A 25,370-nucleotide genomic window follows, 5' to 3' on the forward strand; every position below is an offset into this window, starting at 1 on the left:
CGATTCTAGGAAATGACTAACAAAAAAGAAACAATAAAAAGCCGGTCACGAGGACCGGCTCCGACAAAACAGACCTGAATCACATCAATCCGGGGAAGACTCCCTTGATCCCTGCCACCATGATCTCGATGCCCAGTGACATCATGATAAGGCCCATGATCCGGGTGACCACGTTGATACCGGTGTTGCCCATCAGCTTGAACAGCAAGGGGGCGGCGCGGAAGATGAGCCAGGAGCAGAATGCAAACACCATGACCACCAGCGACATGCCCAGCATCTGGGACCAGGTGCTCTGGCTGGCGTAGACAATAGAAGAAGAGATGGCACCCGGGCCAGCCATCAACGGCAGTGCCAAGGGCACCACAGCGACAGATTCGCGCGCGGCCAGCTCACCCTTCTCCTGTTTGTTATGCTTCACCTCCCCCAGCTTGCCCTGCAGCATGGACCAGGCGATCAGGGTAATCAGGGATCCACCGGCGATGCGAAACGACGCCAGCGAGATGCCAAAACCATCGAGGATCAGCTGCCCCATGTACATGGAGACCAGCAAGATAATCATCACGGCAATGTTGGCGGTGGTGTTGGTTTTCATCCGCTCTTCCGGCGTTTGATGGCCGGTCAGACTGACAAACACCGGCAACAACCCCAATGGGTTGATGATCGCGAACAAACCGATGAAAAACTTCAGATATAAAGAGACGTCAATCGCTGCCATAGGCGCCATCCAGAAGTAAGCAAGGCCACGGGGATCCCCCCGATAAATCGTGCGTAAATTTACACCATGCCAATGCCCTTCACCAATCAAATAATCTCACCCTTTCCGTGGCTTTTCAGTTAGTTCCTCTAATGTATAGCCAAAATTCAACACATTGATTTGTTAATAAAGATTGTCGCAATTTAACACTCTGGTAAAATCACGTCGAGCTTTATGCGGCCACGGAGTTTTGGCGCAAGATTTCATCTCAGCAAACAAGGATTTTGTAATGATTGATACGGACATCAAGTTGAAATGGCACCTGGATTCGCTGCCGGCAGGCACTGTCGACCCCCTGCTCGGCTTTTTTGATCGACTGCCGGTCGATCCCTATATTCAGGGCACTTTTCGGGAACGCCGCTATGGCCGTGTCGAGAAAGAGGGGTCACGCTTCTTCCCCCTCGACAACGGCGTCTTCTTTCAGGCCGCCGCCATCAACAAGTTCCTCGGGGATGTGCCCAGAACCTATGCCGAGCTGGATCCCGCTTTTGTCGCCCATCCCGCCTTTGGGCAGATGCTGACCCGCTTTGCCCGTCATGTTCGACTCGCGGATGGCAAGGCGATCGGCATTCACCAGATGCGGATCACCACAGCCCAGGGCGAAAGCGTGCCTCCCGCACCGGAAGGAGTCCATCAGGATGGCTTTGACTTTATCGGCGTGTTCTTTTGTGGCAGCGAAGGCGTCAGTGGCGGCGCGCTTCAGCTTTATCATGGATTAAAAGAACAACCATTTTTCCAACAAGAGTTACTTCCAGGAGAATATCTGGTCCTGGATGATCGCCGTTTCTATCACAATGCAGCCCCCATACTGCCCCTGGCCCCGACCCGGGGACACTGGGATGTGATCGTGCTAACTGCTTGAAAAATAGTGCGTGACACTCTGTTCACCCATGATTCATCCCATTTTTGTTTCACTCTACATCCTAGTAACATCCTGAAAACATGTATTGTGAAACAAAATTTCTTTTGTTCTTTTGTTACACATGATCCAGATCAAATTTTTCTGAGTCAGACCCGCTCTATAATCGGCTCAGAAAGCAATTTAGTAAGGCATGTAAATACCCCCTTATAGTGATTCTCGCCTTGACAGGGCGACTATAATTGCCGGGCATTGCCAAACTCTTACTAAACAGTTTTCAAATCATCAGGAGATAAACATGGCAGTAACCAATTTGGCTGAACTGGATGCACTGGTCGCCCGCGTCAAAGAAGCCCAGCGTGAATTCGCCAGCTTCTCGCAAGAGCAGGTAGACAAGGTTTTCCGTGCCGCAGCCCTGGCCGCCAGCAATGCCCGTATCCCCCTGGCCCAGATGGCCGTGGCAGAATCCGGTATGGGTATCATCGAAGACAAGGTTATCAAGAACCACTTCGCCTCCGAATACATCTACAACGCCTATAAAGACGAGAAGACCTGCGGCATCCTGAGCCAGGATGACGAGATGGGCACCATGATCATCGCCGAGCCGGTAGGTATCATCTGCGGTATCGTTCCGACCACCAACCCGACCGCTACCGCGATCTTCAAATCTTTGATTTCCCTGAAGACTCGTAACGCCATCATCTTCTCCCCGCACCCCCGCGCCAAGAACTCCACCAATACCGCTGCCAAGCTGGTACTGGATGCAGCTGTTGCCGCCGGTGCACCGAAAGACATCATCGGCTGGATCGATCAACCGTCTGTTGAGCTGTCCAATGCGCTGATGAAGCACAACGACATCAACCTGATCCTGGCCACCGGTGGCCCGGGCATGGTGAAAGCCGCTTACTCTTCAGGCAAGCCTGCCATCGGTGTAGGTGCCGGTAACGTGCCAATCGTCATCGACGAAACTGCCGATGTAAAACGTGCCGTCGCCTCTATCCTGATGTCGAAGACTTTTGACAACGGTGTGGTCTGTGCTTCCGAGCAAGCCGTCATCGTCGTTGACTCCATCTACAACCAGGTGAAAGAGCGTTTCTCCAACCACGATGGCTACATACTGTCCAAAGATGAAGCGGACAAGGTACGTAAGGTGCTGTTGATCAACGGCGCGCTGAACGCAGATATCGTTGGTCAGCCGGCCACCAAGATCGCCGCCATGGCCGGTGTGACTGTGCCTGCCACCACCAAGATCCTCATCGGTGAAGGTCTGGAATTGTGCGCTGAAGATGAGTTCGCTCATGAGAAGCTTTCCCCGACCCTGGGTATGTTCCGCGCCAAGAATTTTGAAGACGCTGTCGAGATGGCCTGCACCATGGTCAACATCGGTGGTATCGGTCACACCTCAGGTCTGTACACCGACCAGGATCGCAATCAGGACCGCATCAGATATTTCGGCGACAAGATGAAGACTGCCCGTATCCTGATCAACACCCCTTCCACCCAGGGTGGTATCGGTGACCTGTACAACTTCGCTCTTGCTCCTTCCCTGACCCTGGGTTGCGGCTCCTGGAGTGGTAACTCTATCTCCGAGAACGTCGGTCCCAAGCACCTGATCAACAAGAAGACAGTCGCAAAACGGGCAGAAAATATGCTGTGGCACAAACTTCCGAAATCCATCTATTTCCGTCGTGGCTCCCTGCCGATCGCCTTGGGCGACCTGGAAGGCAAGAAGCGCGCCATGGTGGTAACTGACCGTTTCCTGTTCAACAATGGCTATGCCGATGACGTAGTTCGTCTGCTCAAGAAGCTGAACATGGAAGTGGAAGTATTCTACGAAGTAGAAGCTGACCCGACCCTGTCCATCGTCCGCAAGGGCGCCGAGATGGCCAACTCCTTCAAGCCGGACGTTATCCTGGCGCTGGGTGGTGGTTCACCGATGGATGCGGCCAAGATCATGTGGGTCATGTATGAGCATCCGGATACCGCGTTTGAAGACCTGGCCATGCGTTTCATGGACATCCGCAAGCGTATCTACAAGTTCCCGAAAATGGGCGTGAAGGCCGAACTGGTCTGTATCACCACCACTTCCGGTACCGGTTCTGAAGTCACTCCGTTTGCAGTCGTGACCGACGACGCCACCGGCATGAAGTACCCGCTGGCCGACTACGAGCTGACCCCGAACATGGCCATCGTGGATGCCAACCTGGTCATGAACATGCCCAAGTCCCTGTGCGCCTTCGGTGGTGTGGATGCGGTCACTCACGCCATGGAAGCCTATGTTTCCGTACTGGCCAACGAATACTCCGACGGTCAGGCACTGCAAGCGCTGAAGCTGCTGAAAGAGTATCTGCCTTCCAGCTACCAGAATGGTGCCAACGACCCGGTTGCTCGCGAGAAGGTGCACAATGCTGCCACCATCGCCGGTATCGCGTTCGCCAACGCCTTCCTGGGTGTCTGCCACTCCATGGCGCACAAGCTGGGTGCCGAGTTCCATATCCCGCACGGCCTGGCCAACGCCCTGCTGATCAGCAACGTCATCCGCTACAACGCGAACGACAACCCGACCAAGCAGACTGCGTTCTCCCAGTACGACCGTCCGCAGGCTCGCCGTCGTTACGCCGAAGTGGCTGACCACCTGGGTCTGACTGCCGCCGGTGACCGCACCGCAGCCAAGATCGAGAAGCTGCTGGCCTGGCTGGACGAGCTGAAAGCCACTCTGGGCATCCCGGCCTCCATCCGTGAAGCTGGCGTGAACGAAGCCGACTTCCTGGCCAAGGTTGACCAGCTGGCGCTGGAAGCATTCGATGACCAGTGCACCGGCGCCAACCCGCGCTACCCGCTGATCACAGAGCTCAAAGCCATCCTGATGGACACCTACTATGGTCGTCCCTTCACCGAGGAAGCTCAGGTAGCGACCAAGGTAGAAGCCAAGGTTGAGACCAAGGTAGACAGCAAGAAGAAATCCAAGGCCTGATAATCGGACTTGAACTCGAGAGCCCGCGCACATGCGCGGGCTTTTTTGTTTGTCTATCTCTCTAATTTTGCTAGCTTGTTGGTAGGCATTCATGAAATGCGAGTTAGCACATGGCGCTGATACAAGCCTCGATAGAGCAGTTACGGATCGGCCACTACATCCATCTCCCCACGGGATGGACCAGTCATCCTTTTATGTTCAATGCCTTCAAGATCAAGGATCAGCAGCAGCTCGACATCATACGTCACCTCGACCTCACCCTCTTGATGGTGGATCCGGACAAGAGCGACCTGCCCATCGAACCCATCTTGCGGGGCGATATCCCTTCTGCCGGCCCTGATCTGTCGGCCATTGACGAAATAGTAGACTCAGGCCCTCCCCCTTTTGATGAGAAAGCCTTCCGCCGCTCCCTGCGCGCCGCAGACAAGGCCTTTGGCCAATCCATGTCAGAGCTGCGCGATGCGCTGGGGGCCCTCAACCTCAAGCCTGACGAGGGGCTGGCCAACACGGCGCAGATAGTGCGCAATGCCGCCGCCCGCATCAGTGAACATGAGGGACCCCTCGGCCTGCACCTCATTCGCAGCCCGCACACCGACATACTGCTGCAGCACAGCCTGAACGTGGCCTTTATCGCCATGCTGATGGCTCGCGAATTGGGCATGAACCCGGTCGAGATCGAGGAGGCGGGTCTGGCGGGGCTGATCCACGACATAGGAGAGCTGAAGATACCGAGCCAGATCACCCAGAAACGGGGGGATCTCAACAAGTCGGAACAGAATTTTCTCAACATGCATCCCCAGTACGGACTGGATATGCTGACACACTTGCAGGCATTCGAGCCCAAGATCCGCCAGGTGGCCCATCTGCACCATGAGCGACTCGATGGCAGTGGCTTCCCCCTCGGCATCAAGGGGGGCGAGATCCCGCCACTGGCACGGATTATCGGACTGGTGGACTACTATGACGAACTGTTGCATCCACGCAGCAGCGCTACGCCTGCCGCCCCGAGTCAGGCCATCAGCCAGCTCTACAAGCTGTCACAGAAGAAGTTAGACCAGGATCTGGTCAAGTTGCTGATCAAGGTATTGGGAGTCTATCCTCCCGGTTCTCTGGTGCTGCTCTCCGATAGTTCAGTGGCGCTAGTGTTGTCCACCGAGCCCACCATGCCCCTCAAACCCAAGGTATTGCCTTATATAAAGGCACAGCGGCCGGAAGGAGTTGCCATGCTGGATTTGCGGGAAGATGAACGCACCATCAAATCCTTTATCAAGCAGGAGGACCTGGATGAGGGACAACGGCTGTTTTTTAACCTGACCCGGCGCTTCTGTTACTATTTTGCCTTCTGAGTTATCCCCAGAAGCTGGGGATAACTCATTGGACAAACCTGAATAATTGCCCGATTACCCTCAAAACGGTTCACAGCCGACCCTGGATAAAAAACGCCCAGCCAAGAGGCTGGGCGGAGCATGCCACTTCCATGTGGCGGATACATTCATGCTCCACCCAGCAATATCAACCCTTTGGCGATTACACAAATATCAATTTAACATGCTGATTTAATATGGTTTTATTTCACTTTTCTGGCAAACTGCGCCCGTGTTCAGGTCGAGGGAGCTCACAGAACAAGATCCTGATCACATTTGCCCATCCCGGCCGCTTTTTTCGGTATGAACTCTGAGGAACGTTTTTTATGCAGTTGGTCCTCTCTTTGCTTCAACAGATGAGCGTCAGCCTGGTGATCGCCTATCTCTTCTCCAAGAGCCCCCTGCTGCGTCCCCTCGCCAACTATTCCGTAAGACTCCCTCACAAGATACTGATATACATCATTTTTTCTTGTTTCTGTATCCTTGGCACCTATGTGGGACTGGATATTGACGATGCCATCGCCAATACCCGTGCTGTCGGTGCCGTGCTGGGAGGACTGCTGGGGGGGCCGCTGGTGGGATTTTTGGTCGGACTGACCGGGGGTCTGCACCGTTACACCCTGGGGGGATTTACCGACCTCGCCTGCGCCATATCTACCACCTGCGAGGGACTGCTGGGCGGTCTGGTGCACTGGCGGCTGATGCGCTCGGGGCGTATGAATGCGCTGTTCGAACCCAGGATTGCATTCTTCACGACATTTGGCGCTGAAATATTGCAGATGGTCATTATACTGCTGGTGGCGACCCCCTTTGACAAATCCCTGCTGCTGGTACGCACCATAGCCACTCCCATGATCCTGGCCAACTCCTGCGGTGCGGCGCTATTTATCAGCATGATCCGCGATCAGCAGCGGATGTATGAGAAGTTCTCCCGGGTCTTCTCCGCCAAGGCGCTCACCATTGCCAACCGCACCGTCGGTATCATGAGCCAGGGTTTCACCGCTGAGGCAAGCAGCAAGATAGCGCATATCGTAAAAGAGGAGACAGGGGTCGGCGCCGTCGCCATCACGGATACCGACAAGATCCTCGCTTTCATCGGCACCGGGGAAGATCACCACAAACCGGGTACCCCCATTGCCTCCGCCATCACGCTGCAGGCCATTGCCAAAAACAAGGTGCTGTTTGCCGATGGCAACAGCCAACCCTACCGCTGCAGTCTCTCGCCCCAGTGTCAGCTTGGCTCAGTATTGGTGATACCGTTGCATGGTGATGAGGGAGTGATCGGCACAATCAAGCTCTATGAGCCCAAGAAGCGGCTGTTTCTCAAGATCAACCATACGCTGGGGGAAGGGATAGCCAACCTGCTGTCACAGCAGTTGCTGGCCGGGCGACTGGAGCAGCAGCAGCGCCTGCTGGTGCAATCCGAGCTCAAGCTCATTCAGGCCCAGATCAATCCCCATTTTCTGTTCAATACCCTCAATACCATCAGCGCCATTACCCGGCGCGATCCGGACAAGGCCCGGGAACTGCTGCTGCACCTGTCGCTGTTCTTTCGCAAGAACCTCAAGCGCCAGAGTGGCCTCGCCACCCTGCAGGAAGAGCAGGAGCACTGCCAATCTTATCTGGAGATAGAGCTGGCCCGCTTTGGGGACAGACTGACCGTCATCAACGAGATCCCGCCTCAGCTTGCCAACCTGAAGTTGCCGAGCTTTACCCTGCAGCCGCTCATCGAGAATGCCATCAAGCACGGCATCTCGACCTTGCTGGAGCAGGGATGCATTCGCCTTTATACCGAAGAGCGTCAGGAGAGCGTGACTATCTGCGTGGAGGACAACGCCGGCACCTGGCAGGAGAAGCCCGCAGGAGATGGTCTGGGCATGACCATAGTCGATCGGCGCCTCAAGAGCGCGTTTGGCAATCGATATGGCGTCGGTGTCAGCTGCGCGCCGGAGCGCTGGACTCGCGTCTCCTTCACCCTGCCCAGGGACGCCTCTGGATGCTGAACCTCCTGATATTGATGGTCAGATGTACTCCCCCCCATAGCTGCTCACCCATTGTCACTCTGTTAAGGAGATCCCATGATCCGCACACTCATCGTCGATGATGAACTCTATGCCCGTGAGGAGTTGGCCCTGCACCTTGGCCAGGATCCCGATATCGAGATCCTGGGCCAGGCGGCCAATGCCATCGAGGCTTTGCCACTGATACAGCGACTCAAGCCGGATGTGGTGTTTCTCGACATCCAGATGCCCAAGCTGAGCGGCATGGAGCTGGTCGCCATGCTGGATCCCCTGCCCCGCATCGTGTTTGTCACCGCCTTCGATGAGTACGCCATCCAGGCCTTTGAAGAGAACGCCTTCGACTATCTGCTCAAACCGGTAGAGCCGGCACGGCTGGCCAAGACGCTAAGCCGCCTGCGCCAGGATATCAGCCCCCAATCCATGGCGATGCTGGCTCCGGCTATCCGCCACATTCCTGGCTATTTGCACAACCGGGTGCGACTGCTACCCATCGAGCAGGTGGAGTACGCCTTCTCCGATCTAGGCGGTGTGCACGTCGCCTGTCAGGGTGAGCTGTTTCATACCCAGCTCACCCTCAAATCCCTGGAAGAGAAGACCCCCCTGTTACGCTGTCACCGCCAGTATCTGATCTCTCCCGGCGCCATCTTCGAGATCCAGCTGCTGGAAAACCAGCTGGCCCAGATCGTTACCCCAAGCGGCGCCCGGGTACCGGTCAGCCGTCGCTACCTCAAGGAACTCAAAGACGAACTGGGACTGGAATAGTGACGTGGGACTGTGCGCCGGGTCACAGCCGGCGACCACTCGAGTCACCATGGCGCCGCTCGGCGCGTTTCACCTGCCCTTGACAGACGACCCCATTAGACTGGCTGCGCACATCATAGAATAACAATGCAGGAGCGTAGCAATGATCTGGTTCTTCCTCTGTGTCGGCTTACTTGTCGCCGGCTATTTTATTTACGGCAAGTTCATCGAGCGGATATTTGGCCCGAAACCCGAGCGTGCCACCCCCGCCATCACCATGGCTGACGGTGTGGACTATGTGCCCATGTCGGACAAGAAAGTCTACCTGGTGCAACTGCTCAACATCGCCGGCGTCGGCCCCATCTTCGGCCCGATCCTCGGCGCCCTCTATGGTCCGGTCGCCATGCTCTGGATCGTATTCGGCTGCATCTTTGCCGGTGCGGTGCACGACTACTTCTCCGGCATGCTGTCGGTACGCGCCAAGGGCGCCTCTGTGCCGACCGTGGTCGGTGAACATCTGGGCACGGTCGCCAAGCACTTCATGAACCTGTTTGCGGTCGTGTTGCTGATGCTGGTAGGCGTGGTCTTCGTACTGAGCCCGGCGGGCCTTCTGGCCAACCTCACCTCCACCGATCTGGTCTACTGGATTGTGGCGATTTTTGCCTACTACATCCTCGCCACCATAGTCCCCATCGACAAGATCATCGGTCGCTTCTATCCCATCTTCGGCGCCCTGCTGGTGTTCATGTCGGTCGGCCTCATCGTCGGTCTGATCGTCTCCGGCAAAGGCTTCTACAACACAGGGATGGACTTCTCCAACCTGCACCCCACCGAGCTGCCGCTGTGGCCGCTGCTATTCATCACCATCGCCTGTGGCGCCGTCTCCGGTTTCCATGCCACCCAGTCACCGCTGATGGCGCGCTGCATGCAAAACGAGAAATCCGGCCGCTTCATTTTCTACGGCGCCATGATAGGTGAAGGGGTCATCGCCCTGATCTGGTGCACACTGGGCCTCTCCTTCTATGAAAGCACGGAAGCTCTCAACGCCACCATGGCCAACGGTGGCCCGGCGGCGGTAGTACACGAGGTCTCCACCAGCCTGCTCGGTACCGTGGGTGGCATACTGGCCATCCTCGGCGTGGTGATCCTGCCCATCACCTCCGGTGATACCGCGTTTCGCAGTGCCCGCCTGATTGTGGCTGACTTCTTCAACCTGACCCAAAAACCCATGGCCAAGCGTCTGCTCATCGCAGTCCCCATGTTTATCCTTGGCTTTATCATCTCCAAGGCGGAATTCGGGGTGATCTGGCGCTACTTCGGTTGGGCCAACCAGACCACGGCCGTGATCATGCTGTGGGCCGCGGCGGCGTATCTGGCCAAAGAGGGCAAACTGCACTGGGTCTGCACCATTCCCGCCATGTTCATGACGGCTGTGGTGTTCACCTACCTGGCCAATGCCCCCATAGGTTTCGGGCTGGAGATGGGCATTTCCACCGTCATTGGCCTGGCGTCCACCGCCGCCATTACCATTGCCTTCCTGCTGAAATACCGTCCGGCCCTGGTCAGCAATCCAGGCGAAAGCTGAGCATCCTGCTGCAAACAAAAGGGGGAGCCAAATTGGCTCCCCCTTTTTCGATCATCCGCAGTGGCTGGCAAGCATAAACAGGCGGCCAGTGTCACCAACCAAATGCGCACCTTTTCGCTCGTAAAAATGAGTCCTGCATCAATGTTTAATTATTCCATCCTGCTTAAGCTTCGATACAAGATCAGGCTGTAAAATCCCGGCGCATCCCCGATAAATATGTGATATTCAATTGCTTTATCTAAAATTGAATCCAATGATTGGTTGTGCATCAAACCTGTGGAGACACCCATGTTCCTTGATTATTTTGCCCTTGGCCTGCTCTTCTTTGTCGGGCTGGTCATGTTCTACGGGATCATAGTGATCCACGATATTCCTTATGAAATAGCCAAACACCGTCAGCACCCCCACCAAGATGCCATTCATGTGGCGGGATGGGTCAGTCTGTTTACCCTGCATGTGCTCTGGCCCTTCCTCTGGATCTGGGCCACTGTCTATCGTCCTGATCGCGGCTGGGGCTTCAACCAGCGTCTGCAACAGGATGAAGACGAGATACAGCTTCTCAAGCAGGAACTCGCCGATCTCAAGGCACGCATCGATACCATCCAACAGACTGAACAACAGGGATAAATCATGGACCTGCTACTGATCCTGACCTACACGGCCCTGTGTGTGGCCGTGTTCAAGATTTTTCGCATCCCGCTCAACAAGTGGACTGTGCCCACGGCAGCGCTGGGCGGCGTGCTCATCATCGGCACCCTGATCATGCTGATGAACTACAACCACCCCTACTCCGAAATGGCCCGCAACTACTACGTCTCCACGCCGATTGTTCCCCTGGTAAAGGGGCGGGTCGTCGAGGTACCGGTACAACCCAACCAGCCGGTGAAAAAAGGCGACGTGCTGTTTCGTATCGAGTCCGAACCTTTCCAGCTGAAGGTGGATAGCCTGAGCGCGCGACTCGACGCCAATAGTGAACACCTCAAATCCATCGAGGCCAGACTGCGTTCTGCCAGACTGGACAGGGATCGCGCCAGTGACTTGATGCGGCGGGGAGTTGGCAAGCAGCGGGATCTCGATGTCACGCAAGCGAATGTGGACGACATTGTCGCCCAGATTGACCAGCAAAAAGCCACCCTGGAAGATCTGCAAGCCCAGCTGAACGAGGCAAAATACCAGCTGGCACAGACAGTGGTTTATGCCCCCAGTGATGGCCATGTGGTGCAGCTGGCCCTGCGCCCCGGCATGATTGCCACCCCTTTCATGTATCGCCCCGTGATGACCTTCATCCATAAAGACGATACCGCCTATGTCGGCTGGTTCTGGCAAAACAGCATGCAGCGTCTGGCAATTGGTGACGAGGCCGAAGTGGTGATCGATGGTATCCCTGGCAGGATCTTCAAAGGCACTGTCACCGCCGTGGTGCCGGCTATCGCCGCCGGCAATGTCCAGGCCAATATTGGTCTGCTGGATCAGACAACAGCGGTGCGTCCGGGTCGTCTGCCTGTGGTCATCTCCATCACGGATCCCGAGTGGCACAAGTATCAGGTGATCGCTGGCGCCAGTGGTCAGGCCGCCATCTATACCCAGCACTTCCACCATGTTTCCGTGATGCGCAAGGTGCTGCTGCGCATGGCAAGCTGGATGAACTACGTCTTCCCCTTCCATTAATCAGCTCAAGGGATCCCAGCGGGCCGGCATCATGCCGGCCCGCTGTTTTTGTGGCGCCAAGATCCCTATAATGGCGCCATCCTGCACCACATCCGTTCCCCATGTTTGTTCTCAGACCCTATCAAATCGACGCCGTCAACGCCGTTATCAGTCACTTTCGTCGGCATCCTGACCCTGCTGTGGTAGTGCTGCCTACCGGCGCGGGCAAGAGCCTGGTGATCGCCGAACTGGCCCGCAAGGCCCGTGGCCGGGTATTGGTGCTGGCGCACGTCAAGGAGCTGGTGGAGCAGAACCACGCCAAGTACGAAGCCTGGGGACTCAAGGCCGACATCTTCGCCGCGGGTCTGGATCGCAAGGAGGCCAAGGCCAAGGTGGTATTTGGCTCGGTACAATCGGTCGCGCGCAATCTGGATGCCTTCGATGGCGCCTTCTCGCTGCTGATCATCGATGAATGTCACCGGGTGTCGCTGGATGACGAGAGCCAGTACCACCAGGTGTTGGGCCATCTCAGAGCCAGCAATCCGGCCCTGAAAATCCTCGGCCTCACCGCCACGCCTTACCGCCTGGGGCTGGGCTGGATCTACCGGCGTCACTATCACGGCATGGTAAAGAGCCATGGCGAGCGTCTGTTTGGCGATTGCGTGTTCGAGCTTCCCTTGCGCTTCATGGTGAAAAATGGCTACCTGACGCCGCCGCGGCTCATCGACGCCCCCATAGTCCACTACGACTTCAGCAAGCTGGTTGCGCGGGAGAATGGCCTGTTCAGCGAGGCGGATCTCAACGGCGAGCTAAAACGTCAGCAGCGGGTCACCCCCCATATCCTGAGCCAGGTGCTGGAATATGCAGCTGACCGGCAAGGGGTCATGATCTTCGCCGCCACCGTCGAACATGCTGGTGAGATCCAGGGGCTGCTGATTGCCAAATCCCAGACGGCGGCCCTTATTACGGGCGAGACACCGGGCCCGGAGCGCGATGCCCTCATCAGCGCCTTCAAGACGCGGGAGATCAAGTTTTTGGTCAATGTGGCTGTGCTCACCACAGGTTTCGATGCTCCCCACGTCGATCTCATCGTCATGCTGCGCCCCACTGAGTCGGTGTCGCTCTATCAGCAAATCGTGGGCCGCGGTCTTCGCCTCTCACCAGGCAAGGCCGATTGTCTGGTGCTCGATTACGCGGGCAACAACTTCAACCTGTTCGCTCCCGAGGTGGGTGAACCCAGACCCCACGCAGGCACCGAGCCGGTACAGGTGCCCTGCCCGGCTTGCGGTTTTGCCAACACCTTCTGGGGCAAGACTGATGAAGAAGGTAAGGTGATTGAGCACTACGGCCGTCGCTGTCAGGGGCTGTTTGAAAATGACGAGGGCCACCGCGAGGAGTGTGACTACCGCTTTCGCGCCAAGGTGTGTCCCGCCTGCGGCGCCGAAAACGACATCGCCGCCCGCCGCTGCCAGAGTTGTGATCAGCTGTTGGTGGATCCGGACGACAAGCTCAAGGAGGCCCTCAATCTGAAAGACTGCATGATCATTCGCTGCGCCGGTCTCACCCTCACAGCGGGCCGTGGCAAACAGGGGGAGCGGCTGGAGGTGACCTATCACGATGAGGATGGTCTTACCCTGATGGAGTACTTCGGTTTTCACTCCCCGGGTGCACGGCGCTTGTTTCAACAGCGCTTTGTGCGTCATCATTGGCCCGCCCCGGGCCTGGAGCCGGAATTCACCACTCTGGAGAGCGTGCTGGCCGCATCAAACCAGTTTCGTCACCCCGACTTTGTCATCGCCCGCAAGTCAGGTCGCTTTTGGCAGGTGAAAGAGAAAATTTTTGATTATGAAGGCCGGTACCGCGCCGCCAACGCCCTTGGCTGAGCGCGGATCATACCTTGCAGCGGCAGGCTGGCCGGTGAACGTAAACATATTGATTATCAGGGTGGGTAGCGCACTACCGACCCCTTCGTTAAGTTAGAGGATCTTATGCAGCGGCTGTTGATTGGTTTTTGTGCTCTATTTTCCACACTTGTTCCGACTCTGGTTCAAGCCGCCACGCTGACGCCGCCCAAGGGGGGCCAGTACGCCATCATAGTGCAGGGCAATGGTGGCATAGAGTTCGCCCGCAATGCCGATGACATGATAGCCCCCGCCTCCACCATGAAAGTGCTCACCGCCCTGGCGGCACGGCTAGAGCTCGGTGCCGACTTCCGTTTTGCCACCGATATTCAGGCCCAGCCAGGTGCCAAACAGGGTGATGCCATCAATGGCGACATCTGGATCAACTTCGTCGGCGACCCCACCTTGTCACGGATGGATCTGCTGGCCCTGTTCAAGCAGCTCGGCGTCAACCGCATCAAGGGCAATGTCTACGTCAATACCGGTGCCTATAACGGTTATGAGCGCGGTAACGGCTGGTCCTGGGGGGATCAGACCCTCTGCTTCGCCGCCCCCGTCTCCTCTGTCATCATCGACAAGAACTGCGCCTACGCCACCATTACAGCCACCCAGATTGGTCGCCCCGCCACCGGCAACGTCGCCACCGGCGTGCCCATCGGCATTGGCACCGACAGGGTGGACGTGATGAGCTATGGCGACATGGCGCGTCAGTTCTGCGCCCTGGAAGTAGACATGGCCAAGGGCAACTTTTATGAACTCAAAGGCTGCATCACCCCCAACAAGGAACCCCAGGGGCTGCGCTTTGCCATCCACGACGTGGAAGCCTGGGGCTGGGACAACATCCGCTGGGCAATGGACAGAGCAGGCATAGCACACGAAGGGCTGCTTCAGGTCACCCACAAGGCACCAGGCAGTGCCGAGACCCTGGGTACCCATTACTCTGTCTCATTGCCCATCATGCTCTCCAAGATGCTGAAGAAATCGGACAACCTCTACGCCGATACCTTCCTGAAAACGGTAGGCCGCCACTACTACAACAAGCCGGGCAGCTATCGCAGCGGCACCATGGCGGTACGCGCAATCCTGACCAAGCAGGGTATCGACCTCGGTAATGCCACCCTGGCCGACGGCTCCGGCCTCTCTGCCCATAACCTCATCAGCGCACGCCAGATGCTGTCTGTGCTCAACTTCATCCAGAAAAATGATGCCGAACTCGGTCTCATCAAGTTGCTGCCCAGCTCTCAGGTGGATGGCACCCTGGCCTGGCGTCGCAGCGTTACCGCCCCCATGATGAAAAACCGGGTGCATGCCAAGACAGGCACCATCACGGGTACCTCCAATCTGGCCGGTTTTATCGACACAGTCGGTGGCCAACGCAAGGCATTCGTCATGTTCCAGCGCGGCCTGTCGCAGGACCCGGCCACCCACGAGCGCTACCGTGCCAGCAAGGCACCCTGGCCCTGGACCGTATTTGAGAAGGGAGTGCTGGAGAGCATCTACCAGCAACAACCCATCCAGATCATCGAGCAGTAATGTGGGGAGCCACCTTGCCAGCAAGGCGACTCTTATGCCCTGAACAAGGCTCGAGAAAGGAGTGCTGGAAAGCATCTACCAGCAACAATTCATCCGGCTTATCGGAAATGGCGAATGGTCATATCGACAATTTGCACTTTGATCGGTACCGAGGCGGGGCTATGCTGTGCTCTGCCTCAATTCAACGGAGAGAGAAGATGTTTGCAGTGATTTTTGGTCGTCCCGGTTGCCCCTATTGTGTCCGTGCCAAGCAGATCGCCGAGCAACTGGTTGAACAGCGTGACGATTTCAATTTCCGTTACGTGGATATCCACGCAGAAGGCATCACCAAGGAAGACCTGGCCAAGAGCGCCGGCAAGCCGGTCAATACAGTGCCGCAAATCTTCCTGGACGAGCAGCACATCGGTGGCTGCACCGATTTTGAAGCCTATGCCAAAGAGAACCTGGGTCTCTACCAGTAAGCTCTCCCCCATAGAAAACAGGCGCCTGATGGCGCCTTTTTTTATGGTGAAAGTGACAGACTCAACCCCCCATCGGCGTGAAGCGGCTCACCACCTGCCCTTGATGCTCGATCCACTCCATGAACATGGCCACAGGGCGGGCATAGACAACCCCATCCTGCTCGGATTGGTAGACCACCAGCTGCTCCCGGGTTTCGGTGTGCAGGGCCAGGGTGAGCACCTGATAATAACCCCCCTTGAAGTGGCGATAACGGCCGGGCGCGGGTGCATGCATGGACATACCTCTGTGAGTGGGGACTCGATGAACAAACGAAGAAGAAAGCCGCAGGCCCTGTTGTCTGTGCCCTCTTTATTATTCGCTGGCACGGGCGAGAAGGCGATTTAGGGCCCAAGCCAATCGTGCCATTGGATACGAATATTTCAACACAGTCGGGTAGTTTTGTTAATCAGCCCCTCATCTTTCACTAGTGAACCTCGGTTCACACAAACGATCGTGCTGAATTTAACGTTTCAGCAACCCTGTTTTAAGGCTAAAAATCAGGGAATTCTACTAAAAAGAAGATTGTTCTAGCATTCAATTCTGTGAAGAATAGGGGAAAAGAAATTTGATACTAAAAATCGCCTTTTTCGCCAACGCGTCCCCACGGGGAAGGAAGCACACTCACCATGTTCACTATCGACAAGTCGCACAAGCTCGACGATGTCTGCTATGACATTCGCGGCCCGGTGCATAAAGAAGCACGCCGTCTCGAAGACGAAGGCCACCGCATCATCAAGCTCAATATCGGCAATCCGGCCCCGTTTGGTTTCGATGCACCAGAAGAGATCATCAAGGACGTCATCCTCAACATGCCGCTGAGCCAGGGCTACTGCGACTCCAAGGGGCTGTTTTCTGCCCGCAAGGCGGTGATGCAGTACTACCAGCAAAAAGGGATGCGCAAGGTCGACATCGACGACATCTATATCGGCAATGGCGCCAGCGAGCTCATCGTGATGGCCATGCAGGCGCTGCTCAACAACGGCGACGAGATGCTGGTGCCCTCCCCCGACTACCCGCTCTGGACCGCGGCGGTGACCCTCTCCGGCGGCCATGCGGTGCATTACCGCTGCGATGAAGGGGCCGACTGGTATCCGGATCTGGATGACATCCGCGCCCGCATCACACCACGCACCCGTGGTCTGGTGCTGATCAACCCCAACAATCCGACCGGCGCCGTCTACGGCAGCGAGTTCCTGCTGGAAGTGATCGAGATAGCCCGCCAGCATAACCTCATCATCTTCGCCGACGAGATCTACGACAAGATCCTCTACGACGACATCTCCCACACCAGCGTCTGCACCCTGTGTGACGATGTGATGGTGGTGACCTTCAACGGCCTCTCCAAGGCCTATCGTGCCTGTGGCTTCCGTCAGGGCTGGATGGTCATTACCGGGCCCAAGGGCCGTGCAAAGGGGTATATCGAGGGGCTGGAGATGCTGGCCTCCATGCGACTGTGTGCCAACGTGCCCATGCAGCACGCCATCCAGACCGCCCTCGGTGGCTACCAGAGCATCAACGAGCTGATCCTGCCGGGCGGCCGCCTGCGCAAGCAGCGGGACAAGGCGTGGGAGCTCTTGAACGAGATCCCCGGCGTCTCCTGCGTCAAACCCAAGGGGGCGCTCTACATGTTCCCGCGCCTGGATCCCAAGGTGTACGACATTCGTGACGACCAGAAGATGGTGTTCGACCTGCTGCAGCAGGAAAAGCTGCTGCTGGTACAGGGTACCGGCTTCAACTGGCCGGCGCCGGACCACTTCCGGCTGGTGTTCCTGCCCCGGGAAGAGGAGCTGGAAGAGGCCATCGGTCGCCTCGCCCGCTTCCTCAAGGGCTACAAGCAGTAAGCACGGCTCATGAAAAAGGCTCCTTCGGGAGCCTTTTTGCTATCTGTCGTTTGCAGCTGAATCATCAGCCATGCAACAGGGTGCCCGCCACCAGCACTGCCATTGTGATGAGGGCCACCCCGACGATGAAGGGCAGCACCCAGCGCACGAAGCGATCGTAGGGTATTTTGGCGAGCGCCAGACCGGCCACCAGATGGGCGGCGGTGGGGGCGAACAGGTTGATCCAGCCGGAGGCGGATTGATAGGCGGTGATCACCAGATCCCGCGAGATGCCGGAAAAATCCGCCAGCGGCCCCATCAGGGGCATGGAGACGGTCGCCAGCCCCGAGGTTGAGGGAATAAAAAAACTAAGAATGATGTGCACCAGATAAGCCATCAGGATGAAGACCGACGAGGAGAGGCCGGTCACCAGCCCCTCGGCCCAGTGCAAGATGGTGTCGATGATGACGCCCTGCTCCATCACCACATAGATGCCGCGCGCCACCGCCACCACCAGCGCCACCCCGATGAGATCCCGCGCTCCGCTCAGGAAAGTCGCCACATAGTTGGACTCGGGCATCCGGTTGATGAGCGCTATCAGGATGGAGGCGCTGAAAAACAGGGTGGAGAGCTCGTCAAACCACCAGCCAAAGGTTGGCAACAGATCGATCCCCAGATCGGACCAGGGCACCACCGCATAGATCATCAGCAGGAAGGTGCCGAAGAACACCAGCATGGTGAGCTTCTGCTTGCCGGTGAAGGCCGAGTCGCTGCGCTTCATCTGGGAGAATTCGTCGTCATAGGCGATGTCGGCCAGCACGGAGCGGGATTTGTCCTGCTGCACCTGCTTGGCGTAGCGCATCACGAACCAGGAGGCGAAGATCACCAGCAGCAGCCACTGGATGACCCGCAGGCCAATCCCCTCCCCGATGGGAATGCCGGCAAAACCGGAGGCGATGCCGGTGGCAAAGGGGTTGACGGTGGAGGCGAGCACACCGACGCCGGAGCCAAGCAAGATGATCCCCGCCGCCACCATGCGATCGAAGCCCGCCGCCATCATGACCGGCACGATGAGCGCCCAGAAGGCCACCGTCTCTTCCGCCATGCCGAAGGTGGAGCCGCCGAGGGCAAACAGAGCGATCAGCACCGGGATCAGCAGCCGCTCGCGCCCGGCGAAAGTGTGCACTATGGCCCCCACACCCGCATCCAGCGCCCCGCTTTGCATGGTCACCGCCAGAAAGCCGCCGATGATGAGCACGAACAGCGCCACGTCGGCCGCCTTGTGGAAGCCCTGAATGGGGGCCTTGAGCACCTCGAACACCCCTTGCCGCTGGGCGGGCAGCTCGGTATAGCTGCCGGGCACAGGCAGCAATCGCTCATCGCCGCTGTAATCGGCCACTGTGGCGGCCGCAACCGGCTGCTGGCTCTTGGCGGTAACATAGTCATATTTGCCCGCTGGCAGCACCCAGGTGAGGGCCGCCATCAGGGCGATGATGATGAACAGCAGTGTGTATACGGTGGGGAGTTGGCGCTTCTTGGGCGCCTCATGTGGGGTGGTCATAGCTTCCATTCCTCGGCAGCGCCGTCATGTGATCCGACAGCGCAAGATTAGCGGGTTTGATATGGGGAAAAGGTGATCGCGGATAATAAAATTTCGTGATTTCACCAGATTGTTGACAAAAAAACAGGGCCCCGCAGGGCCCTGTTTTCACCTGAGTCAGACTCAGAGCTCAACCACGTCGAATTTCACGTCCGGGTTCACATCAGCCTCGTAATCCACCTCGGCCAAACCGAAACCGAACAGGCGCAGGAACTCCTGCTTGTAGCCGGTGTAGTCGGTCAACTCGGAGAGGTTCTCGGTGGTGATGGAAGGCCAGAGATCACGGCAGGTCTGCTGCACGTCTTCACGCAGTTCCCAGTCATCCATGCGGATGCGAGCCTGCTCGTCCAGCGCCAGCTCTTCCCCATAGAGACGGGTGCGCATCATGCGGTAGACCTGCTCCATGCAACCTTCGTGGATGCCCTTCTCCTTCATGATCTTGAAGGCCATGGAGATGTAGAGCGGCATCACCGGAATGGCAGAAGAGGCCTGGGTCACCACGGATTTCAGCACGGCCACGTGAGCGGTACCGCCCTTGGCGGCCAGATCGCCACGAATGGCGGTGGCGGCGCGGTCCAGATCTTCCTTGGCGCGGCCCAGGGTACCGTGCCAGTAGATGGGCCAGGTCAGATCGGTGCCGATGTAGGAGTAGGCCACGGACTTGGCGCCGTCAGCCAGCACGCCTGCGTCGCGCAGGGCCGCCATCCACAGCTCCCAATCCTGACCGCCCATGACGGTGATGGTGTTCTGGATCTCTTCCTCATTCGCCGGCTCGACGGTGGCGGTGATGATCTGATCCTTGTTGGTATCGATGGCGGTGGTGGTGTAGGTCTCGCCGATGGGTTTCAAGGCTGAGCGCACCACTTCGCCGGTCTCCGGCATCTTGCGTACCGGCGAGGCCAGGGAGTAGACAACCAGGTCAATCTGGCCCAGATCGGCCTTGATAAGCTCGATCACCTTGGCGCGGCATTCGTTGGAGAAGGCATCGCCGTTGACACTTTTCGCATACAGACCCGCCTCTTTGGCGGCCTTGTCGAACGCGGCAGAGTTATACCAGCCCGCAGTCGCCGTCTTGGTTTCGCTACCGGCTTTTTCGAAGAAGACGCCTATGGTGGCAGCACCGCTACCGAAGGCAGTGGCAATCCGGGAGGCCAGACCATAACCGGTGGAAGCACCAATCACCAGCACCCGCTTGGGACCATTGGCAATCATGCCCTGTTCCTGGGTGTAAGCAATCTGACGTCGAACATTGGCTTCACAGCCGACCGGGTGAGTGGTGGTGCAGATAAAGCCGCGAACCTTGGGTTTGATAATCATAGAGGGGTCTCGACACCGTTAAATGGATGAAATCGGGGCATAAGATACCTCATCTTGCCGCCCTAGGGTGCTCTGATGTGTTGGACTGCGGGGAAAATGAACAGATCCACTGTATCCGCACGGCCAAAACCGGGCTAGAGCCAGGGGGATGGCGCTGGAATAAGCCCGGGTATGAGGCCTGTGCCGGCCGCACACCCGAGTCTGATCACTCCGATGGCGACAAGAATAAATTAAATAAAAACAGATAATTACCATCCATGCCTGCGCTATTGGACAAATATTCTGTACTAGTATTCAGCCGGTCGACTATTGTCACGAGAAGTCTCACAAGGGTCTCAAGGAGGAGCTCCACCATGTTTTGGAAACGTAAGCACAGCAATGAACAACGCGAGCAAGAGGCGGCACTGGCGGAGCTGGGCGCCTTCGAACAAGCCATTCAGTCACGGGTACCCTATATTCAGTTCACACCGGAGGGCGTGGTCACCTTCGTCAACGATCTTTTCTCGATATCTGTAGCCCGCCGCGAAAAATGAAAAATCTGTCTGCCTAAAACGAAAAACCGTGCCCTTGGCACTTTTATCAAACTTGATGGCACAGGAATCGCCGAGTTTGATAAGCCAGTTAAACCGGCTTTAAACCTCTATCTCATAGGTCGGTAAATCCGGCGCCTCTCCTGCAAGCTCCCCTCCCCTGTAAAATGCCTTCTTGCCGATGGCTACCCCGACACCGCGCACTGTCACGGTACCGACCAGCAGCGGGTCGGCACCGGGTACCAGCTCCAGGAATCGTTTGAACAGGTTCATACAAATCGCTCCACGCTCAGTTGCTGGCGTACCGTCATGGCCTTGTTCTGCAACGCAGCAGAGACCCTGACGCCCCGGTTGTACCCCTTCCAGCCATCCACTGCGAGCAGCGCCCCCGGCAGGATCAAGCCCGTATCTGCAGACAATGGCAGCTCGATAGTCTGGGTCCGCTTGGGCATGGTCCTGGCCAGCCCCACGACGCCTTGGGCACGGGCAGCCACCACATCGCATACCAGCGGATGGGTGATGCTCTGGGCCAGTTGCTCGCCAGCAGTACCTTGCCGCACCACCCGCGCACTGATCCCCTGATGACCACCGCTGACCCAGATACCGTTTGCCGCCAGCCTTGGCTGGAAGTCACTGCCAAGGGTAGTAATGATGGCGCGGGGGATGGCCACATCGGCCAGCGCCGTCTCAAGCTGCCAGGGCACAGTGGGATAGCGTGGCTTGATGACCAGTTGCTGGTTGCGTTGGTGTGGCAGCACAAAGCCACCGGCCGCCTCGGCCAGGTACTTGATCACCTCGATCGGCGTCTGGTTGTCCAGACTAAAGAAGCCGGCCGGTACCAGCCAATCCGCCGCCTGCCACTCCAGTGTCCAGCCAAACGGCAGCACGGCCGCTGCCAGCTGGGCCATGGTGGCCGCCGCACTCTCGCTCACCGCTTGTGCCAATACATGGGTCGGCGACAGGTAGGCGGTGCGAGAGCGGCCGGTCAGGGTGGCCGACTCGCGGGCAAAGCTCTGGCTCGACTGCCAGCCATCGCACACGCACTCCCACTGCTGGCCGTTGATGTAGATGCTCACCTCTTCCTCATCGGTCAGGGCCGCAGCCGCGATGCGCGGGATCTGGGCGCTGAACTGCCAGGCCCAGGAGTCGGTGTCGAGCTCGATATTCACGGCGGTGGCCGGGATATCGAGGCCATCGCGCACACGCACAATGCTTGCTGTGTTACTCACCAGATAAACCCTCCGGGTCGGGATAACGATGCGGGCGTCTTGCCCGTGCCAGACGAACTCCCGGCTGGCATCACCGCGAGGGCGGCCGAACGCCAGTGTCTTGGTGCGCTTGTCCGGGCGCTCCGGGGTGATCGGTGGCTTGGGTGGCGGGCTTGTGCCCCACGGGGGCAGCATGGCCTCGTCCCAACCATCCAGCCAGTGCAGGTGCAGCGAGGCCCCCAACTGCCAGCGCTGGCCACCGATGACCTTGCCCAGCTTGGCCCCTTCCTGCCACTGGTCGGCCTGCCACACCTAGTCAAAGCGCGGCGGGTTGCGATAGCCGCTTAACTGCCAGCGGCCGACCTGTTCCCCCTCCACCCACAGCGAACGGATAGCCGCATGGCCTGGGGGCAGGTTGTCAACCTGTTGACCATGGGCATGCCCCAACGGCGCCCCTTCCTCAAACACCCCACGGTTCAGCTCATAGCGGGGTGGCATCAGATCCCCGTGCTCGACAACGGCGGCCTCTAACGGCTCGGCTTCCTGCCAGTCAGCGGCGCAGGTGGCCCGCTCAATGGCGGGACGTTGCCAATCACTGGCCACGCCACCGCTCACCAGATCGGCCCGCCCCCAATCACTGGCGCTGGCATGGCTCGGCCCCCGGAACACGTTCACGTCATAGCCAGCATCAAAGTCGTGGATCACCGGCTCGGTGGTCACGGCCATGGTGCACTCGATGACGATGGTGCCCCGGATCTCGGCCACGGCAGCCGGGAGTTGGCTTACCAGCGCACCCTGGAGGATGAGCCCCACATCGGCAGCCAGCGCGGGGGCGACTATCTGGCCTGCCAGCACAGCGGGCAACACCAGCCCGGGCGAACAGGCCAGCACAGGCGGCAAACAGATGCCCTGCAGCACCGCCTCATAGCGCACCACCTCGGCCTGGTTTAGCTCCAGATCTCCGTTGCTCTGGCGCGCCTTGCGCAGTTCAAGCGCCGCATCCTTTCTGGCCATAGGTGGCTCCGGTGGTTAGGTCTTGGCTTACGGTTCGGTGATGGTGGCGGTGTTGATGCGCACCAGGGCCCCGGTAAACAGCTCGTTGATGGGGATCTCCAGGTCGGCGCCACTACCGGGTGGCCCCACGTCGAGATCCGCCACAAAGTCACCATCCCGATTGGCAAAACGCCCCCAGTTTGTAGCGCCGTTACCGGTGGCCATCTGTTCGGCCAGTGGCTTTAGGGTCAGTACCCCGCCCGTCACCGACTGGGAGCAAGGGCTCTGGAACTGGAGCGTGACCAGCAGCTGCTGGGTAGGGGAGCGGCGCCTGGTAGTCAGCCGCCACGGCGTTGTAATCGGCCGGGCCAAAGGCGGGATCGTCCTGGGCGACCAGCATGTAACGCCGGTTCAACCAGAGGTGATCGAACCGGTAGACCCCATCGGCCGCACTGCTGTAGGTTTCCGCCACCAGATACCCATCCTGGCTAAAGCAGAGTACCCGGCGCCTGACCCCCTCCCCGTTGATGGTCACCCGGTTGCTGATGTAGCCCTGGGCCACGTTCTGCACCCCATCACGGACCCAGAAATAGTCATGTCCCTTGCACAGAATGGACTGGCTCATCTGTTGCACGTTGACTGGCCCGGCATAGAGCGGTGGGGTGCCACTCCAGCCCACATCCTGCGGCTGGAACTGGCTGCGAGGCTCCTGGTTGGCGGGGGTAGCGGTGAGGCTGACCGACTTGATGACCGGCTCACCCCGAGAGTAGGTCTGGCGCTCGGCGATCTCACCGGCCGTCAGGATACGGTCATAGATGGCTACATGGGACAGCTGACAATTACCATTGGCTGTGCCATTGAAGTAATAGCCACCCAGCACCAGATAGGTGTTGGCCAACTGCAAGAACACATCAAACGGCACCGTCATGCCGGCGTCCAGCACCCCATCGATATAAATTCGGGTGCTGGAGGTAGCGGCTTCATACTGCATCACTACATGATGGGAACCGAATGACAGGGTTTCCCAAGTTAACGCTGACGGATAAATAGTCGTTGTGAGGGGTGGGTTGATATTTTGGTACGAACAAAACTGCAAGGTGTCCTGGTAAATAATCATGAAACGATTATCGAACCCAGCAAGCGGCTGATTGACGCCAAACACCGTGCTGTAAACGCCCCCGGCTTTTGCCCCCGCCAGCCTGCCCCCCTCAATGGCCACTATTTTTGGCTTGCGCTACCCGTAGCACCGCATTGGTATTATGTAGTGGTCTAATCATCCCGGACACCATTTTAGGTGGTACAGTCGCCACCATGACCTGAGGTGTTCAATGACAAGATTACGTCGCTCATTTACTGCCGAATTCAAACTCGAAGCCGCATCCCTGGTGCTCGACCAGGGGTATTCTGTTCCCGAAGCAAGCCGTTCACTGGATGTCGGTGAAACCGTGCTGCGCCGATGGGTTCAGCAACTGCAATCCGAACGCAGTGGCACAACCCCAATCAGCAAAGCACTGACTCCGGAACAGCAGAAAATTCAGGAGCTGGAAGCCCGTATCAACCGGCTCGAACGTGAAAAGGACATACTCAAAAAGGCTACTGCTCTCTTGATGACGGACGAGTTCACACGTACGCGCTGATAGACCGATTAAGGGAGCAAGCCCCCATCACCCTGGTCTGCTGCGCTTTCGATATTCCCACATCCTGTTTTTACGATTATCTGGCTCGCAGGAGAGTGATTAACCGTGAGCGAATGCAACAGCGCAGTGAGTTGCACCGCTTGTTCACAGCGAGCCGGGACTCGGCAGGCAGCCGTGCCTTGATGTCGATGATGCGAGAGCTGGGGTATCAGATTGGCCGATTCAAAGTCCGTAACCTGATGAGGGAAGCCGGGTTGGCATCCAAACAGCCGGGCACACATCGTTATAAGGTTGCACGGTCTGAACGACCGGATATTCCGAATCTGCTGGCCCGCGAATTTGATGTTCCGCAACCCAATCAAGTGTGGTGTGGCGATATCACCTA

The 25,370-nt window shown here is 57.8% G+C and carries 22 protein-coding genes and 1 pseudogene; 14 read left to right on the forward strand and 9 right to left on the reverse strand.

Translation table 11 applies throughout. The annotated features are described in order from the left end of the window. Positions 1-79 precede the first annotated feature (79 nt). A complete protein-coding gene (locus tag AXW79_RS01295) occupies positions 80-715 on the reverse strand; it encodes a YchE family NAAT transporter (protein WP_005314822.1) in 636 nt (211 codons plus the stop codon). Positions 716-983: 268 nt separating this feature from the next. Here AXW79_RS01295 and AXW79_RS01300 point away from each other — a divergent pair, with 268 nt between their 5' ends. The 11 genes from AXW79_RS01300 (at position 984) to AXW79_RS01350 (ending at position 15,840) form a co-directional block, all read left to right on the forward strand. Further along, the gene (locus AXW79_RS01300) at positions 984-1,616 is read left to right on the forward strand and encodes a 2OG-Fe dioxygenase family protein (protein ID WP_005314819.1); all 633 of its coding nucleotides are present in this window, start codon (positions 984-986) and stop codon (positions 1,614-1,616) included. 295 nt (positions 1,617-1,911) lie between these two features. Continuing rightward, complete coding sequence (gene adhE, locus AXW79_RS01305; protein ID WP_005314815.1) at positions 1,912-4,587, forward strand: bifunctional acetaldehyde-CoA/alcohol dehydrogenase; 2,676 nt, start codon at positions 1,912-1,914, stop codon at positions 4,585-4,587. Positions 4,588-4,697: 110 nt separating this feature from the next. After that, positions 4,698-5,933, forward strand: a complete 1,236-nt coding sequence (locus AXW79_RS01310; protein ID WP_011898613.1) for an HD-GYP domain-containing protein — start codon at positions 4,698-4,700, stop codon at positions 5,931-5,933. A gap of 344 nt (positions 5,934-6,277) precedes the next feature. Continuing rightward, complete coding sequence (locus AXW79_RS01315) at positions 6,278-7,954, forward strand: sensor histidine kinase (protein WP_005314809.1); 1,677 nt, start codon at positions 6,278-6,280, stop codon at positions 7,952-7,954. 75 nt (positions 7,955-8,029) lie between these two features. Further along, positions 8,030-8,734, forward strand: a complete 705-nt coding sequence (btsR, locus tag AXW79_RS01320) for a two-component system response regulator BtsR (RefSeq protein WP_005314806.1) — start codon at positions 8,030-8,032, stop codon at positions 8,732-8,734. Positions 8,735-8,876: 142 nt separating this feature from the next. Further along, on the forward strand, positions 8,877-10,298 hold the full coding sequence (locus tag AXW79_RS01325; protein WP_005314803.1) for a carbon starvation CstA family protein: 1,422 nt from the start codon (positions 8,877-8,879) through the stop codon (positions 10,296-10,298). Between the two features lie 288 nt (positions 10,299-10,586). After that, a complete protein-coding gene (locus AXW79_RS01330; RefSeq protein ID WP_005314799.1) occupies positions 10,587-10,925 on the forward strand; it encodes a DUF3302 domain-containing protein in 339 nt (112 codons plus the stop codon). 3 nt (positions 10,926-10,928) lie between these two features. After that, positions 10,929-11,966: an HlyD family secretion protein gene (locus tag AXW79_RS01335; protein WP_005314797.1), complete on the forward strand. Its 1,038-nt coding sequence runs from the start codon at positions 10,929-10,931 to the stop codon at positions 11,964-11,966. 101 nt (positions 11,967-12,067) lie between these two features. Beyond that, entirely contained in the window at positions 12,068-13,828 is a 1,761-nt protein-coding gene (locus AXW79_RS01340; protein WP_005314795.1) for a DEAD/DEAH box helicase, read from the forward strand. 105 nt (positions 13,829-13,933) lie between these two features. Beyond that, a complete protein-coding gene (dacB, locus tag AXW79_RS01345) occupies positions 13,934-15,379 on the forward strand; it encodes a D-alanyl-D-alanine carboxypeptidase/D-alanyl-D-alanine endopeptidase (protein WP_005314792.1) in 1,446 nt (481 codons plus the stop codon). 197 nt (positions 15,380-15,576) lie between these two features. Beyond that, on the forward strand, positions 15,577-15,840 hold the full coding sequence (locus AXW79_RS01350) for a GrxA family glutaredoxin (protein WP_005314790.1): 264 nt from the start codon (positions 15,577-15,579) through the stop codon (positions 15,838-15,840). 61 nt (positions 15,841-15,901) lie between these two features. On the opposite strand, the gene AXW79_RS01355 is transcribed toward AXW79_RS01350, so the two are convergent. Further along, entirely contained in the window at positions 15,902-16,114 is a 213-nt protein-coding gene (locus AXW79_RS01355) for a DUF1653 domain-containing protein (RefSeq protein WP_005314787.1), read from the reverse strand. A gap of 392 nt (positions 16,115-16,506) precedes the next feature. Here AXW79_RS01355 and AXW79_RS01360 point away from each other — a divergent pair, with 392 nt between their 5' ends. After that, a complete protein-coding gene (locus AXW79_RS01360) occupies positions 16,507-17,721 on the forward strand; it encodes a pyridoxal phosphate-dependent aminotransferase (RefSeq protein ID WP_005314784.1) in 1,215 nt (404 codons plus the stop codon). Positions 17,722-17,785: 64 nt separating this feature from the next. On the opposite strand, the gene AXW79_RS01365 is transcribed toward AXW79_RS01360, so the two are convergent. Together AXW79_RS01365 and fabV are read right to left on the reverse strand one after the other, a co-directional pair. Continuing rightward, complete coding sequence (locus AXW79_RS01365; protein ID WP_005314781.1) at positions 17,786-19,261, reverse strand: YfcC family protein; 1,476 nt, start codon at positions 19,259-19,261, stop codon at positions 17,786-17,788. A 162-nt stretch (positions 19,262-19,423) separates the two neighbouring features. Beyond that, the gene (gene fabV / locus AXW79_RS01370; protein ID WP_005314774.1) at positions 19,424-20,617 is read right to left on the reverse strand and encodes an enoyl-ACP reductase FabV; all 1,194 of its coding nucleotides are present in this window, start codon (positions 20,615-20,617) and stop codon (positions 19,424-19,426) included. Positions 20,618-20,970: 353 nt separating this feature from the next. Here fabV and AXW79_RS01375 point away from each other — a divergent pair, with 353 nt between their 5' ends. After that, positions 20,971-21,150, forward strand: a complete 180-nt coding sequence (locus AXW79_RS01375) for a glutathione S-transferase family protein (RefSeq protein WP_005314771.1) — start codon at positions 20,971-20,973, stop codon at positions 21,148-21,150. A 99-nt stretch (positions 21,151-21,249) separates the two neighbouring features. Here AXW79_RS01375 and AXW79_RS23260 read toward each other — a convergent pair whose 3' ends face one another. The 5 genes from AXW79_RS23260 to AXW79_RS01385 are packed head-to-tail and all read right to left on the reverse strand — an operon-like array spanning position 21,250 to position 24,339. Then, on the reverse strand, positions 21,250-21,420 hold the full coding sequence (locus AXW79_RS23260; protein WP_005314770.1) for a hypothetical protein: 171 nt from the start codon (positions 21,418-21,420) through the stop codon (positions 21,250-21,252). Then, positions 21,417-22,667: a hypothetical protein gene (locus AXW79_RS23520; RefSeq protein WP_225854364.1), complete on the reverse strand. Its 1,251-nt coding sequence runs from the start codon at positions 22,665-22,667 to the stop codon at positions 21,417-21,419. The genes AXW79_RS23260 and AXW79_RS23520 overlap by 4 nt, the downstream gene beginning before the upstream one ends. Next, entirely contained in the window at positions 22,668-23,369 is a 702-nt protein-coding gene (locus AXW79_RS23525) for a hypothetical protein (protein ID WP_225854363.1), read from the reverse strand. A gap of 27 nt (positions 23,370-23,396) precedes the next feature. Continuing rightward, complete coding sequence (locus tag AXW79_RS23265; protein WP_005314767.1) at positions 23,397-23,573, reverse strand: hypothetical protein; 177 nt, start codon at positions 23,571-23,573, stop codon at positions 23,397-23,399. Beyond that, complete coding sequence (locus AXW79_RS01385; protein ID WP_005314764.1) at positions 23,560-24,339, reverse strand: LamG domain-containing protein; 780 nt, start codon at positions 24,337-24,339, stop codon at positions 23,560-23,562. The genes AXW79_RS23265 and AXW79_RS01385 overlap by 14 nt, the downstream gene beginning before the upstream one ends. A 337-nt stretch (positions 24,340-24,676) precedes the next feature. On the opposite strand from AXW79_RS01385, the pseudogene AXW79_RS21920 reads away from it, so the two are divergent. Continuing rightward, positions 24,677-25,370 (forward strand): annotated as a pseudogene (locus tag AXW79_RS21920) (IS3-like element ISAs33 family transposase); the annotation flags it as partial.

This window comes from Aeromonas salmonicida subsp. salmonicida, assembly GCF_001643305.1.
Classification (GTDB): Bacteria; Pseudomonadota; Gammaproteobacteria; order Enterobacterales; family Aeromonadaceae; genus Aeromonas; species Aeromonas salmonicida.